This window comes from Candidatus Binataceae bacterium, from assembly GCA_035650475.1.
GTDB lineage: Bacteria > Desulfobacterota > Binatia > Binatales > Binataceae > JAKAVN01.
Genome location: DASRHP010000004.1, coordinates 82865 through 98077, shown reverse-complemented (window position 1 = coordinate 98077; position 15213 = coordinate 82865). Strand labels below are relative to the sequence as shown.

11 protein-coding genes and 1 tRNA gene are annotated in these 15213 nt (G+C 66.4%); 2 read left to right on the top strand and 10 right to left on the bottom strand.

The features are described from left to right. Positions 1-76 precede the first annotated feature (76 nt). Complete coding sequence (locus VFB33_01360) at positions 77-1660, bottom strand: sulfatase-like hydrolase/transferase (protein HZO80316.1); 1584 nt, start codon at positions 1658-1660, stop codon at positions 77-79. A gap of 235 nt (positions 1661-1895) precedes the next feature. Here VFB33_01360 and VFB33_01355 point away from each other — a divergent pair. Beyond that, positions 1896-1972, top strand: a tRNA-Ala gene (locus VFB33_01355). A 730-nt stretch (positions 1973-2702) separates the two neighbouring features. Here the strand turns inward: VFB33_01355 and VFB33_01350 are convergent. The 7 genes from VFB33_01350 to alaS all read right to left on the bottom strand — a co-directional run bounded on the left by VFB33_01350 (position 2703) and on the right by alaS (position 11318). Further along, positions 2703-3395 (bottom strand): glutathione S-transferase N-terminal domain-containing protein, encoded by a 693-nt coding sequence (locus tag VFB33_01350; protein ID HZO80315.1) that lies wholly within the window; start codon positions 3393-3395, stop codon positions 2703-2705. A gap of 75 nt (positions 3396-3470) precedes the next feature. Continuing rightward, positions 3471-4568 carry a peptide chain release factor 2 gene (prfB, locus tag VFB33_01345; protein HZO80314.1) on the bottom strand — a complete coding sequence of 366 codons (1098 nt, stop codon included), beginning with the start codon at positions 4566-4568 and terminating at the stop codon, positions 3471-3473. 90 nt (positions 4569-4658) lie between these two features. Then, entirely contained in the window at positions 4659-6284 is a 1626-nt protein-coding gene (lnt, locus tag VFB33_01340) for an apolipoprotein N-acyltransferase (GenBank protein HZO80313.1), read from the bottom strand. Next, the gene (locus VFB33_01335; protein HZO80312.1) at positions 6281-6838 is read right to left on the bottom strand and encodes a hypothetical protein; all 558 of its coding nucleotides are present in this window, start codon (positions 6836-6838) and stop codon (positions 6281-6283) included. The genes lnt and VFB33_01335 overlap by 4 nt, the downstream gene beginning before the upstream one ends. After that, positions 6835-7485: an rRNA maturation RNase YbeY gene (gene ybeY, locus VFB33_01330; GenBank protein ID HZO80311.1), complete on the bottom strand. Its 651-nt coding sequence runs from the start codon at positions 7483-7485 to the stop codon at positions 6835-6837. Before ybeY ends, VFB33_01335 begins: the two co-directional genes overlap by 4 nt. A gap of 6 nt (positions 7486-7491) precedes the next feature. Then, complete coding sequence (locus VFB33_01325; GenBank protein HZO80310.1) at positions 7492-8391, bottom strand: PhoH family protein; 900 nt, start codon at positions 8389-8391, stop codon at positions 7492-7494. 251 nt (positions 8392-8642) lie between these two features. After that, a complete protein-coding gene (gene alaS, locus VFB33_01320; GenBank protein HZO80309.1) occupies positions 8643-11318 on the bottom strand; it encodes an alanine--tRNA ligase in 2676 nt (891 codons plus the stop codon). 88 nt (positions 11319-11406) lie between these two features. On the opposite strand from alaS, the gene VFB33_01315 reads away from it, so the two are divergent. Continuing rightward, positions 11407-12786: an LLM class flavin-dependent oxidoreductase gene (locus tag VFB33_01315; GenBank protein HZO80308.1), complete on the top strand. Its 1380-nt coding sequence runs from the start codon at positions 11407-11409 to the stop codon at positions 12784-12786. 29 nt (positions 12787-12815) lie between these two features. Here the strand turns inward: VFB33_01315 and VFB33_01310 are convergent, their stop codons facing one another. Both VFB33_01310 and VFB33_01305 read right to left on the bottom strand, forming a co-directional pair. Further along, on the bottom strand, positions 12816-14042 hold the full coding sequence (locus tag VFB33_01310; protein ID HZO80307.1) for an MFS transporter: 1227 nt from the start codon (positions 14040-14042) through the stop codon (positions 12816-12818). A gap of 29 nt (positions 14043-14071) precedes the next feature. Next, on the bottom strand, positions 14072-15199 hold the full coding sequence (locus VFB33_01305) for an amidohydrolase family protein (GenBank protein HZO80306.1): 1128 nt from the start codon (positions 15197-15199) through the stop codon (positions 14072-14074). Between the last annotated feature and the right edge of the window lie 14 nt (positions 15200-15213).

Here is a 15213-nt window from a genome sequence, read left to right as displayed (position 1 = left end):
TGAACCGCCGGCTCTCTGGTCTGTCACTCGCGCGCGGGCTGCCGCGCGAGGAGGGTCGACCTTTTGCTTACAATCTTCACACCGGCGAATCGACGGGCAGCCGCTCTTTGCGAGGCGGCGGCAGGTTGTCGTAGAGGTCGGCCCTGAGGTCCGACTTCAGCCGCGCGTAGCCCGGATCATTCCACAGGTTGCGCCATTGCAGCGGATCCTCCTCGAGATTGTAAAGCTCGCCCTCGCTGCCGGCGTAGCGGATATCGGGCAGCGGCTGGGCGATGCCCAGCGCGGTGTAGAGCATCGCGAGGTCAAATCCCCAATCGCGCGTAGTCGGTTCATACACGGTCAATACGTAGCCATCCCGGTAAATGGTCCGCAGATGCATCCCAATCTGCGCGAACTGGCTATCCCATTCGGTAATCACCCGCTCGCGCCCCGAGCCCGGCGCTGTCGGCAGCGCCCGCCCCTGCATCCATGGCGCCGCCGGCAGGCCGGCGACCGCGCAGAAGGTCGGCGCGAGGTCGAGATGGCCGACCGGCTCGCTCACCTGCGCAGGCGCGACTTTGGCCGACGGCGCCGGCCGCCATACGAGCGGCACGCGCATCAGCGCATCGACATGGTAGGGCCCCTTGAACAGCAGGCCAAAGTCGCCCTGCAACTCGCCGTGGTCGGTAGTGAAGAAGACGTCGGTGTCGCGGTCCCATCCGCGCTCGGCGATCCGCCCGAGCACACGCGCGCAGGCCTCGTCGATAAGCTCGTTCTTGACGTGAACGAGGGCGTTGATCTCGCGCACCTGGTCGTGGCTCATCTGGCACGGCACGAAGGTCATCACCGGCGTGCCCTCGTTGTTGCGAAAGCGTCCCTCGTACCAGTCCAGCCAATGGCGCGGCTTCTGCGCGAGGATTTTCTCGATCTTCTCGCGCGAGCCGGGATGGCCCGGCGGCAGGTCGAGCTCGCGCCAGTTGATCCGGCGCGCTTCGGAGGCGGGCGGATCCCATGGATGGTGCGGATCAGGAAAGCTCATCCAGACGAACCAGTCCTCGTCGTCGGCGAGCCGGTCGAGGTAGGCGATCGTGCGCTCGGCGATCCAGTCGGTATGGTAGTGGCCGCGCGGCATCGGGTTGTAGGCGACCTGGACCGCGCCGGTGTCGCCGCCCGGCGGCCCAGCGAGCATCGAGACGAAACCGCCGGCTTCGGCCGGAAAGTTCTCCCGCATCCAGACCGAGTAGTGCCAGTTGCCCATCGGCCCATGCATCGCCAGCTCCATGTATTCGAAGCCGCGATGGGGGCCGTGGGAGCCATCGAGCGCCATCCGGTTTTCGGGCCATGCGTGGTTGTTGAGGTCGAGCGCGGGCTCGAAATGCGCCTTGCCGATGAGAGCGGTGCGGTAGCGCGCGCGCTCGCGGAGCCATGCGGCGACGCTCGGCGCTTCAGCGGGCAGCGCGATGCCGTTGGCGACCACGCCGTGGGTGCGCGCGTACTGGCCGGTCAGCATCGTCGAGCGCGCCGGTGTGCAGACCGTGTTCTGATTGTAGGCGCGGCGGTAGTTGATGCCGGTGGCGGCGAGCGCGTCGACCGCGGGCGTCCGCGCGATTCGGCCGCCATTGCATCCGAGCGCATCGTAGCGCTGCTGGTCGGTGGTGATGAAGAGGATTTTGCGCCCCATGGTTGCTCCTCGCGCCGCCGCTTCGCTTACCGGCGGGATGTCGTCCCCTGTGGATTGTATCGCCGCGCAAGCGACCCGGCACGCAGCAATCGCGGCTCGGACCTCCCGGCCGTCCCGACGGCGGCCGGTGCCGCATTCGGCCCTGCGCTGAACTGCGTCGATGTAATTTACGTAAGGGGGGTCAGGTTGACCCCGTGGTACGCATCGGGTTAACTGGGGACCGTCTCCCGCCGGTGGGGCTGTAGCTCAGTTTGGGAGAGCGCCTGAATGGCATTCAGGAGGTCGGCGGTTCGATCCCGCTCAGCTCCACCAAGAAAATCAAGGCTTTTTCGGTTCGCGGACATAAGCGACAAAGCGGATTGTCCGCATTTGTCAGGAGAAGCGGAGGCGCTCCCACCCCGCAGCCTCTAGCCCTACCGCGGGCATGAACGCCTGTGCTGCCGCAACGTTCGAATGGAACTTCCAATCATGTTGCTCCCCGGAGAGGACGGTTACCTGGTCGCGGAGTGCCTCGTGATCCCAGGCTGTATCAGTCAGGGCAGGACGCGTGAGGAAACGTTGCGGAATATCCGAGAGGCGATCGAACTCTGCATGGACAATCGAGCGAGCGAAGATTGGGAGCTGCCCGATAGCCATAAGATTGTGCAAATCTCCGTCGGTGCATAGAAAATGCGTGCGATACCGGGAGACGCTTGAGACTCCGGGAACGCGATCCATCAGTCGCCGGAGCAGGAGTCGCTGCTGTTTTGCTAATCATACCCTTACGCAGCCCCTTTCTCCTCGCTTTGCTGCGGATGATTAAACAGGGTTGCTGCTTGGGCGACCCAGGCGGAAGTACAACCGCGGCTCGGCATCACATCGGGGAAAAAATCGCGGCCACCAAACATGGCCGGGAAACTCTTTTGCGGCGCTCACGATGACAGGCAACAGACAGCCTCCCCCGGCTCGCCATCCCGAGCCGAAGGCGAAGGCTCCGGGGACCCGCAGGTCCGCGATTTTCTGGGGCGCGGCGCCCGATGGTGCGATTAGACGGCCCGAGCCGCTAACGCTTCTCGTACTGCTTGGGGCCGAAAAGCACCTGCCATGATTCCTTGTCGGGCGGGCGGCTCTGGAGCTGCTCGGCCATCACCGCGCATCCCTTCTGCACGGCCGGGCGCTTTTCGATCTCGTCGTACCATCGCTTGAGGTTGGGAAAATCCCCGAGCTCCTGCCCCTGCCATCGATGTGGCCGCAGCCAAGGGTAGGTCGCGATGTCTGCGATCGAATACTCGCCGGCGAGGTAGGGAGTCTGGGCGAGACGCTTGTCGATCACGTTGTAGATGCGCCGGGCCTCGTTGGTGTAACGATCGATCGCGTACTGGATCTGCTCGGGCGCGTAGCGGCGGAAGTGATGCGCCTGCCCGAGCATCGGACCCACGCTGGCCATCTGGAACATCAGCCATTCGAGCACGTTGTAACGCCCGCGCGGGTCCTTCGGCATCAGGCGCCCGGTCTTTTCGGCGAGATAGATCAGGATCGCGCCCGACTCGAAGAGCGACAGCGGTTTGCCGTCGGGGCCGTCGTGATCGACGATTGCCGGGATCTTGTTGTTCGGGCTGATTTCCAGAAACTGCGGGCGGAACTGCTCGCCCTTGCCGATATTGACCGGGATCACGTTGTAGGGCAGCCCCAGCTCCTCCAGCGCGATCGTGACCTTGTAGCCGTTGGGAGTCATCCAGAAATAAACGTCGATCATGGCATCTCCTTCGATCGGGAAGCGGCCCGGGTCAAACGACTTTGCGTCACTGCGGGCGCGCGGCGCAAGCGCGCGTTACGCCGGCGCCGACTCGGCGCCCGCCTTGCGCACGCCCATCAGGTAAGCCTCGATAAACGGATCGATCGCGCCGTCGAGCACGGCGTCGGCGTTGCCGATCTCGACCCCGGTGCGATGGTCCTTGACCATCCGGTAGGGTTGCAACACGTAGGATCGGATCTGGCTGCCCCAGGTGATCTCCTTCTTGTCCTTGGTGAACTGTTCGAGCTGCTCGCGCTTCTTGCGCTCCTCGAGTTCGAACAGCCGCGCGCGCAGGATCTTCATCGCCATCGCGCGGTTCTTATGCTGCGAGCGCTCGTTCTGACAGCTCACCACGATTCCGGTCGGAATATGGGTCATCCGCACGGCCGAGTCGGTCTTGTTGACGTGCTGGCCGCCCGCGCCGCTTGCGCGGAAGGTGTCGACGCGCAGGTCGGCGGGGTTGATCACGACCTCGACCTTGTCGTCGATCGCCGGGAAGACGAAAACCGAAGCAAACGAGGTGTGGCGGCGCGCAGCGGCGTCGAAGGGCGAGATCCGCACCAGGCGATGAATTCCGGCCTCGGCCTTGAGGTAACCGTAAGCGTAGTCGCCCTCGACAGTGAAAGTCGCGCTCTTGATTCCGCCGCCCTCGCCCGGCTGCAAATCGGCGAGGTCGGTTTTGTAGCCGTGCCGCTCGGCCCATCGCAGGTACAGCCGGAGCAGCATCTCGGCCCAATCCTGGGCTTCCAGCCCACCGGCGCCGGGATGGATCGAGACGATCGCGCCGAGGCGGTCGTACTCGCCGCCGAGCATCACTTCGAGCTCCTGGCGCTCGAGCTCGGCGCGCGCCTTGGCGAGCGCCGCCGTTGCCTCGTGCGCGGCCTCGGAGTCCTCGGCACCTTCTTCGGCGGCCATCGCGAGGAACAGCCGCGCCTCCTCGAGCGCGGAGTTCAGCCGCTCGAAGCCGGCGAGCCGCTCGTTTATCCGATCGTGTTCCTTGAGCGTGGCCTGCGCGGCCTCGGGGCGATCCCAAAATCCTGGCTTGGCGGTTTCCTTCAGGAGTTCTTCGTGGCGAGCCTTGAGGCGGGCAAGGTCAAAGACGCCTCCCGAGCTTTTCGGTGCGAGCTTCGAAATCAGCTAATTGTTCGCGCATCTCACTCAGTGTCATGGCGTCCATCATGCCATATCTGCGCGGCCGGTTTAATGGCGCAGGCGGGCGCGGCCTCAGCCGTGGCCGTTGCGGCTAAGCGCGCCGGCAATCGGCGAGGGCGCGGCGTCGGCGCCCGGCCCGCGCAGGATGGCGAGCAGCAAGCCGATTACGGTCAGCGCGAAACAGATCTCTGAAAACAGGTCGCCGACGACGGTGTAGATCGTACGCCGCGGGCGCCATGCAACGTCCTCGATTTCGGTGCCGCGCTTGAACAGCGGCGTGCGCGCGGTGATCCGACCGTCGGGACGGATGATCGCGCTTATCCCCGTATTGGCCACCCGCACCATCGGGACCTTCGTCTCCACCGTGCGCAGCGCCGCCATCGCAAGCAACTGATGGGGCGCCGAGCTTTTGCCGTACCATGCGTCGTTGGTGATGTTGACCAGTATGTCGGCGCCGCCCTTGACCGCACGGCGGGTGAGGTCGGGAAAGATGCTCTCGTAACATATGAGCACCGCGAGCCGTGCGCCCTTGACGTCGAAGAGCGTCTGGATGGTGCCCGGGAGCATGTCGCCGAAGCCGTGCACGATGCGGTTGACGACGAAGCCGAGGACGGCGCGGAACGGGACGTATTCGCCGAAGGGGACGAGCTGAATCTTGTCGTAATAGCCCGCGACCTTGCCCTCGGCCGAAACCAGGTAGGCCCGGTTGTGCGTGCCGATCGAGCCGTCGGGAGCACGGCCCAGCGCGGGCGCGCCGAACAGGATCGGAACGCCGGTGCTCTCGGCGAGCTTGAGCAGGCGCTCGCGATAGAGCGCGTCGCCGGCGAAGCGCGGCGGATAGATGGCGTCCGGCTGGAAGAAAAAGGCGGCCGCCGCTTCCGGCCATACGACGAGATCGACGTGATGGTGGGCGGCCTGCGCAGTCTGCCGGGCGTAGATGTTGAAGCTGGCGTCGAGGAAGCTCGGGTCCCACTTGATACTCTGCGGTATATCGCCCTGCACCATCGCAACCCTAATCCGGTCGGCCGGCCGCTCGGCGCGAAGCTCGTCGATCCGGATCGTGCCGAAGACGAGCACTGCGACCATCACCGCGGTAAGGAAGCCCAGGCTCCAGGTCTGCGTGCGGCGCGAATGGCGCTCGAAGAGCACGACGAAGATGACGGCGTTGAAAAACACGATCAGCGCCGAGACGCCATAGACACCGGTAATCTCGGCAAACTGGATCAGCGGCAGACTGCGGTAAGCGGTGTAACCCACCAGATCCCAGGGGAAGGCGATCGGTGCGTCGATGCTGCGCAGCCATTCGATCGCGGGCCACACGATCGGCAGCGTGACGAAGATCGGCAGGCGCAGGCGCGCGGTCGTCAACTCGGCCGCCCAGATCGGGAGCCCCGTATACAGTGCCTCGATCGCCGCGAGCAGCAGGAGCGGCCCCGTCGCGAGAACCGGATTGACACCGGCAAAGTGATGAAGCGTGAACTCGACCCAGTAGAGCGCCACCAGGTTGCAGGCGAACCCCTGGACCCACGCGTAACCGAACACCCGTCGCGGCGCCTGGCCCTCGACCGCCAGCAGGAGCGGCACAAATGCCACCCATGCGAGCAGGCCGAAGTCGAACTTGGGAAAGCCAAGACCCAGCGCGATGCCGCTGAGCAGGCACAAGAACAGGCGCGCCGGGGTGTTGAGGGGGCCGTTCAAGAACGCCCGAAAATTTCGTTCAGCGGTATCACTCCGGCGCATGGCGGCTGGCCCTGGAACCGGTCGTAGATTTCGTCGGCGTCGCGCCAGTTCTCGACCAGCGCCACCGCCCCCTTATTGGGCAGGACGAGGTCGCCGGCGATTCGCCATTCGCGCTCGAAGCTCCAATCGACCGGCGGATTGCGTTCGAGGTCGAGCGCGACCACACGCCATCGCTCAGCCGGCGCCAGCAGGCGCTCGGCCTCGCGCCACGGCATGTAGATGACCGGCCGCGCTCCCATCCGGAAAGCATACCGTTTATCGACCGCGATTCCGAAGGGCTGATAGCGGCGCCGGTTGCGCCGATCAAGGAGAATCCGGAGATCACCCAGCGCAACGTCGAACAGGCACACCACCGCCCGCTCACCGCGCACCATCCGGGTCGAGCTCCGCACCGCGCCCTCGCGCAGGATCGTCACCAGGTTGTCGAGCGCCGAATCGGTGCGCGCGGCGCGGGTGAAATGGGTGAGCATCGCGGCGCCGGTCAGAGTTGGGAAGCGCCGCCGCGCGGTCATCGCGAGCGCCTCCGGCCGGCGCCGTGGGCTGGACGGCGGCACCCGCGAGCGCGCGCCGCCGCCCCGCCCACAGCCCCGGCCAGCGTGGCGGCCAGTTCGCGCTCGCGCGCGAACATCCGCCGCGCCTCGGCCGGCGAGCGTTCGTGGTCGTAGCCGAGCAGATGGAGCACGCCGTGCACCAGCAGCGCGCGCATTCGCGCGGCCACCTCGACGCCGAGGCGGCGCGCCTGGCGCTCGGCAGTGTCGGCGGAGATGACGACGTCGCCAAGCAGCATCCCCGGCCGGGGCGTAAGCATGCCGGCTTGCGCCCCGGCCGGCAGACGCCCGGGCGGGCGTGGGGCCCGGCAGACGCCGCGCCCCACGCCCGCCGCACCGTCACCCGCGTCTCCAACCCGCGCGGCGCGCGGCGTCGCCGCGCGCTGCGCGGGTTCGACCGCCTCCTCCAGCAGCGAGAACGACAGCACGTCGGTCGCTCGATCCTTGCCCCGAAAATCGCGATTGAGCGCGCGCACGAACTCGTCGCCCGCGATCACCACCGACAGCTCGCACGCCCCCAGCCCGCACGCCGCCAGCAGCCGGCGCGCGTCGGCGCGCAGCCGCGCCGCGTAGCGCCGTCCGCGCCCGGCCTCGGATCGCAGCGCGATCACCACGGTCTATCCTTCGGAATGGTTGTCGGTAGCGTCCGGATCGTCGGCGACCCGGCCCTCGGCGGCCGCCTCGTAGGCGCTGATCACTGCCTGCACCAGGCGATGGCGGACGACGTCGCGCTCGTCGAAATAGACGAACGAGATCCCTTCGGTGCGCGCCAGCACGGTGCGCGCCTCCTTGAGCCCCGAGAGTTTCCCGCTCGGCAGGTCGATCTGCGTGATGTCGCCAGTGATCACCGCCTTGGAGTTGTAGCCGAGGCGCGTGAGGAACATCTTCATCTGCTCGGAGGTCGTGTTCTGCGCCTCGTCGAGGATGATGAAGGAGTCGTTGAGCGTGCGTCCGCGCATGAAGGCGAGCGGCGCGACCTCGATCGTGCCGCGCTCGAGCATCCGGCGCGCACGGTCGAAGTCCACCATGTCGTGCAGCGCGTCGTACAGCGGCCGCAAGTAGGGATTGACCTTTTCCGCGAGGTCGCCGGGCAGGAAGCCCAGCCGCTCGCCCGCCTCGACCGCGGGTCGGCACAGCACCATCCGCGTGACCTGGTTCTTCATCAGCGACGCCAGCGCCATCGCCATCGCCAGGTACGTCTTGCCGGTGCCGGCGGGACCGATACCGAAGACGATGTCGTGGTTGCGAATCGCGTCGATATAGCGCTTCTGGTTGACGCTCTTGGGCGAGATCACCCGCTTGTGCGCGGAGATGTAGATGGTGTCGAGGAAGATGTCTTTAAGCTCGACGTTGCGGTCGGCGCGCAGGATACGGACCGAGTACTCGACGTCGCTGGGGTAGATCGGATGGCCCTGCTTGACGATCTCGTAAAGCTCGCCCAGGACCTTGCCCGCCAGCGCCTGCTCCGGATGGCCACCGGAGATGCGCAGGGTGCTGCCGTTGACTCCGATGCGCACCCCCAGCGCCTGCTCGATCAGATGGATGTGGGCGTCGTGCTGGCCGAGCAGATCGGTGAAGGCCCGATGGTCGTCGAAGTGGAGTTCGAGCGAATCTTCGGTGTTTGGCTGAGAAATGGCTGCGCTAAGCCTCGTCTCGATGCGGACCGCAGTCCACCGCGTTCACCACGATCGTAGCGCGTTTCGCGCCCTCATTTAAAGGGCACTTCGACGTATCGTCGATAGCAATAACTCCCCCGGCGGCCGAACGATCATCCGACGAGCGCGGCGACCCGCTCCAGCGCGGCGTCGAGTCCCGAGGGATCGCGCCCGCCGGCCTGGGCAAAGTCTGGCCGCCCGCCGCCCGACCCGCCGACCATCGGCGCGATCTGGCGGACTATGTCACCGGCCTTGATCCGCGCGGTAAGGTCGGGCGTGACCGCAACCAGCAGCGCGACTTTACTATCCGCGACCGCGCCTAGCGCAACCACGGCCGAGCGATGCTTCTGACGCAAGCGGTCGGCCATCTCGCGCAGCGCACGCGCGTCCACGCCCTCGACCCGGCGAGTCACGACCTTGACTCCGCCGACTTCGCGTACCTGCTCGGCCCCCGCGCCGGCCCCGCCGTCGCCGGCGACGAGTTTTTGTTCGAGCGCGCGGAGCTTCTTCTCCAGCTCTTTCTCGCGTGCGAGCAGCCGTTCCAGGCGCTCGAGCACCGCTTCCTCGCGCGCCCCTAGATGGGAGCCCAGCTCGGCGAGGATGCGCTCGCGGCGGCGAATCGTCTCCAGCGCACCTTGTCCCGTCACCGCCTCGATTCGGCGCACGCCGGCGGCGACCCCCGATTCAGCCTCGAGCTTGAAGAATCCGATGTCGCCGGTGCGCGAGACGTGGGTGCCCCCGCACAGCTCGACCGAGAAGTCACCCATCCGCACCACGCGCACACGGTCGCCGTACTTGTCGCCGAAAAACGCGAGCGCACCAGCCTTGATCGCTTCGTCGTAGGCCATCTCTTCGGTCGTAACCTCGGCGTTCTCGCGGATGCGCGCGTTGACCTCCTCCTCGATCGTCGAGAGGTCGCCCTCACCCACCGGGCCGCTATGGCTGAAGTCGAAGCGCAGGCGGTCGGGCGCGACCAGCGAGCCCGCCTGATGGACCCCGGGGCCAAGGACGTCGCGCAGCGCGTAGTGCAGGATATGGGTCGCCGAATGGTTGAGCATCGCGGCGTCGCGCCGAGTGCGATCTACGCTGAGGTGCACCCGCCGCCCGCGTTCGAACTCGCCCGGCTCACCGCGGATGAGCCGTCCGATATGGAGGATGACGCCGTCGCCCTTGCGCGTGTCGAGGACTTCCAGGATTGTGCCGTCGGCGGTCTCGATCACGCCCCGATCGCCGATCTGGCCGCCGCCCTCGGGATAGAAGGGCGTCTCGGCGGTAACCAGGATGATGCGGCCGTCGCCCTCGCGGTGGGCCGCAATCACTTCGGACTCGGCCTCGTAGCGATGGTGTCCGACGAAGCGCGAAGTTGCGCCCGCTTCGAGCTTGATCGCGGGCGCGCCGGCCTCTTCCTTGCGCGCGGCACGCGCCCGCTCGCGCTGCTCCGCCATCAGGCGATTGAACTCGGCGACATCTACTTCGATCGGCCAGTCACCAAGGAAACGGCGCGCGATGTCTTGCGTGAGATCAAGGGGAAATCCGTATGTGTCGTACAGCTTGAAGGCGAGGTCTCCTGACAGCGTTCGTTGCCTCGAAACGTACAGCCTACGAAGCTCGGGATGGAGCAATTCGAGCCCGCGGTCGAGCGTCTCGCCAAACCTCCCCTCCTCGTCCGTGACTACGTCACAGATGGGCTGAGCCTCTAGCTCGGGATATGCTTCTCCCATACCTTTGATAACAGACCGCTCAATCTCCGCAAGGAATGGGGCTTTAATTCCCAGGTATCTGCCGTGCGTTGCGGCCCGCCGTATCAGGCGCCGCAACACATACTCGCGCTCGGTGTTGCCGGGTCTCAGGCCCTCGGCAACCAGAAAGGCGATAGCACGCGCGTGATCGGCGATCGCGCGGAAAGACGTGCCAACTGCTTGCGAGGCCAGGCCATCTCGCCCGTAGATGAAATGGTCGCCTATGCGCCCCACAACGTCGTCGATGCTGGCGATTATCTGCTGGAACAAATCGATGTCGTAATTGCCCAGCACCTTGCCGGTTTCGAGACTCTGCAACACTGCCGTCACCCGCTCCAGGCCGGTGCCGGTATCGACATGCTTCATCGGCAGCGGCGTCAGCTTGCCCGCCGCGTCGCGGTTGTACTGGATGAAAACCAGGTTGGCCAACTCGATGTAGCGCGAGCATCCGTCAACGTTGACCGCGCACTCCGTCCCCGGATGCGTGCAGTCCTTTGCCGCCGCCGCGCCGCGGTCGATATGGATCTCCGAGCACGGGCCGCACGGCCCGGTCTCGCCCATCTCCCAGAAATTGTCCTTCTCGCCGAAACGCAGGATTCGCGCGCGCGGCAGAAAGCCGTGGTCCAGCCAAGCCTGCTCGGCCTCGTCGTCGTCCTTATAGACCGTCGCCCACAGGCGCTCGGCGGGAATGCCCCAGACCTCGGTTATCAGTTTCCAGTGGAACTCGATCGCCTCGCGCTTGTAATAGTCGCCAAACGACCAGTTGCCGAGCATCTCAAAAAAAGTGTGATGATAGGAGTCGCGGCCGACGGCTTCGAGGTCGTTATGCTTGCCGGAAATCCGCAGGCACTTCTGGCAATCGGCGACGCGCGTCGAGGCGGGCGTGCGGATGCCGAGGAAATAGTCCTTGAACTGCACCATCCCGGCGTTGGTGAACAGCAGGGTCGGGTCGCCCTTGGGCACCAGCGGCGCCGAGGGCACGATCTGATGGCCGCGCTCCCGGAAAAAATCAAGGAACGACTGGCGCACTTTGTCGATTGTCCAGCGCATGTCGGTATTATTTTAGCGCAGGCGCGGCGCGCCGCGCATCGGCCCCACGCCTATAGCGCGTGCGCGGGGCGGAGTAAAACTCGTCGCGATGAAGAAGCTAATCCATCTCAACGCCTTCAACCAGTGCGCGGCCGCGCTTCAGTCCTTCGGCCAGTTCCGCAACCCGCGCGACCGCACCTCGCAGGGGTACACCTCGACGCGGTTCTGGGTCGAACTTGCACGCCTGCTCGAGTCGGGCGGCTTCGATTCGCTGTTTTTCGCCGACGTCCACGGCGCCTACGACGTCTATCGCGGGAGCGCCGAGGCCGGGATTCGCCACGCGGTGCAGTTTCCGGGCAACGATCCGACGGTGCTGTTCCCCGCGATGGCGCAGGCGACGCGCCATCTCGGCTTCATCTCGACCTACAGCACCTCCTACTACCCGCCATTCCATACCGCCAAACTCTTCTCGTCGCTCGATCATTTCACCGAAGGGCGGGTCGGCTGGAACATCGTGACCTCGTACCTCGCCAGCGCCTGCCGCAACGGGATGGGCGAGATGCTGCCGCACGACCGGCGCTACGAGCGTGCCGAGGAATACATGGAGGTCGTGTACAAGCTGTGGGAGGCAAGCTGGGAGGAAGACGCAGTGGTACGCGACTCCACGCGGGACATACACACCGACCCCGCCCGCGTCCGCGCGATCAACCATAAGGGCAAATACTTCGAAGTCGCCGGGCCGCATATGTGCGAGCCGTCGCCGCAGCGCACGCCGCTGCTGCTCCAGGCCGGACAGTCCGGCCGCGGCATCGCCTTCGGCGCGCGCCACGGCGAGGCGCTCTTCGTCACCTATCCGACCATCGAGGCCGCGCGCGTGCGCGTCGCGCGTATTCGCAGCGCCATCCGCGCCGAAGGCCGCGACCCCGATCACGTCAAGCTCCTGCTCGGCCTCGCCGTGGTGGTCGCCGAGACCGACGAGGAGGCCCGGCTGAAGGAGAGTCGCCTGCGCTCGTACGCCAGTCCCGACGGCGCCTTTGCGCTGTTCGGCGGATGGACCGGCATCGACCTTGCGCAGTTCCGCGACGACGAGCCGCTCGACCGCTTCCCATCGGAGGGGATCAAGGCGGCGGCGCGATGGTTCTCCGCCGCCTATCCGGGACGGATGCTCACGCTGGCCGACGCACGCGAGGAGATGAAGCTGGCGAGCCTGATTCCGCTCGTCGTGGGCGATCCGATACGCGTCGCCGACGAGGTCGAGCGGTGGGTGGACGAAACCGGCATCGACGGCCTCAACCTGGTGCCGATCTACCAACCGGGCAGCTTCGCCGAATTCATCGACCTGGTGGTTCCGGAGCTGCACCGCCGCGGGCGCCTGCGCACGAGTTACGAGGGGAAGACCCTGCGCGAGCATCTGTTCGGAGCCGGCCAGCGGCGCCTGTTGCCCGACCATCCGGCTTACCGCATCGCGCGCATCCCGCCGCGCCAGTGAAAGGGCGGAGGCATGGCAGCCCACCGGCGCTAGGCCGAAACCGAACTCGTGAGCGGAGCGAAGGAAATTGCCACCGCCGCTACAATTGAGCCCCCCGCGACGGCGGCGAACGCCAAATACCACGCGGTCAGCGCCGACAGCCCGCCGCCCAGGCCAAGCGCAACTCCCGCGCCCAGCGGCCCGAGCGCGCCACCGACGAATCCGACCAGCGAGTAGACGGCCAGCGTCGCACCCTGCTCGCCGGGTCGGGCGACCGCAACCGCACCCGCCGTAAGTGCGCCGGAATCGGCCGAAATTGCCGCTGCGTAGGCGAACAGCGCTGTGACCGCCGCTGCAAAAGAGAGCCGTCCGACAACCACGGTGCAAAGACCGATGAGCGCGCTCGCCCCGGCAACCAACCGGATCAGACGGCTGCGCGACCGACGCATCGCCACCTCCGCGCCGATGATGCTCGCGGGAAGGCTGGTCACCGTGATCACCATCGCCCAATCGGTGATCCTCGAGCCCGGTGGTCCGTTGCCAAGCCGCGTCCATGCGAACAGCAGGTAGGCGGGCAGCCACGCCCGGAAGCCGAACAGTTCCAGTGAATGGCCGCCATAGGCAAGAACGTAGGCGAGCGCGGCGCGATTGCGGAGCACCGGGCGGAAGTCGAGGGGATGGCGCGCGGCGGCCGGCGCGCCATCGAGGTCGGGCGCGCGCGGAATCGCGACGGTCCCGAGGAGAACGAGCGCGCCGGCAGCAGCCGACCCGATTGCGCCCGCCCAGAACGCACCCGACCATCCGCAGCGCTGCGCCGCCCATCCGCTTATCCAGAACGACAGGCTCGCACCCACTCCGAACATCGCGGTGTAATATGGCACCGAACGGATGCGCGCACGCGGCGCAAGGCGTTCGGTCAGAATCCGCAGGCCCGGCATGTACGTCCCCGCCAGCGCCATTCCGGCGATCGCACGGAAGATAAAGGCGCTGAAGAAGCCGTGCGCGAACCAGGCGAAGCCAGCGCCGCCGATCACGCCAAGCGCCGACCCCGCCACGTAGATCGCACGCGCGTCGACGCGGTCGGTCATCCCGACCAGCATCGGCACCGCGAGCGCATAGCCGATAAGGTAGGCGCTGCTGATCCATCCGGCATGCGCCGGATCGAGCCGCCACAGGCGCGAAAGCTCAACCAGCAGTGAGGCGAACGGTGCATACCCCGCCATCGCGCAGACTTCGGCGGCCAGCGTGCCGGCGACGAGGCGTGCGGTCCTATCCACGAGGTCGGGTCGCAGCGGCGCGCCCGGGCTCACGAAATTCGCGAGTACAGCCGGCGCGGGTTGTCCCACAGGATCTTACGGCGGTCGGCCTCGCTGAATTCCGCGCGCCCCGCGGTCAGCCGGACGGTGTCGGGAAAGCGGCCGTCGAAGTGTGGGTAGTCGGAAGCGTACAGGATATGGTCCACACCGACGAAGCTTGCGACGTAGGGCAGCGTCTCCTCGTCGGGATCGCAGGAGATGAAAAACTGGGACGAGCGGAGCGCCTCGGAGGGCGCGCGCTTCAGAAGCGGCACATACTCCGGCATCAACTTGTAGTGCTCGTCGAGCCGCTCCATCCAGTACGGCAGCCATCCGACGCCCGCCTCCAGAATCGCCACGCGCAGGCGCGGGAAGAGGTCGAGCACGCCGCCGCCGACCAGCGCGCCTATCGCGCGCATCATTTCAAACGGGTTGGTCGCCGAGTGCTGAAGGAAAAGATTGTTGGTCATCTCGAAGGTGCCAAGCCCGTAGGGCGGGCGGGCGGTGCCGCCGTGGAAGCAGGCTGGCAGGTCCTCGTCCTGGCAGGCCTGCCAGATCGGATGGAGCGTCGGATGGTCGAGCAGCTTGTCCTCGATATGGCCGGAGAGATAGATGCCGACGCACCACGGCTCTTTGGCGACGCGGCGGATTTCTTCGGCGGCGAGCGCGGGCGCGCGCATCGGCATCACCGCGACGCCCTTGAGCCGCGACGGATAGGCCGCGCAGTATTCCTTGAGCCATCGATGGTACGCGCGGATCATCGCGAGCTCGAATTCGACCGTCTTGAGCGCGCAGAAGCTGGACACCACGGTCGCGAACAGCACCGCAATGTCGATTCCCTCGCGCGCCATGTCTTTGATCCTGACGTGCGGGTCGAAGCCGCCGCGCGTATCGGGCGCCTCGCCCGGCGGCCTGCGTCCCGAACGCACCAGCGGCCGCTCGGGGTTAATCACCCCGAGCGGGCGGCCGGTGTTCAGACGGTGGAAGATGCCGAAGAAGAATTGCGAGGGCAGCGCGGCCGCCTCGCGCTTGAGCTCCTCGAGGTCCGGCCTGAAGCGCGCTTCGAGATACTCGTCGTACAGCGCGTTGGGCTCCATCACGTGCCCGTCGGCGTCGATAACCTTGCTGCCGTTGAACATCGCCGTCGCCTCGC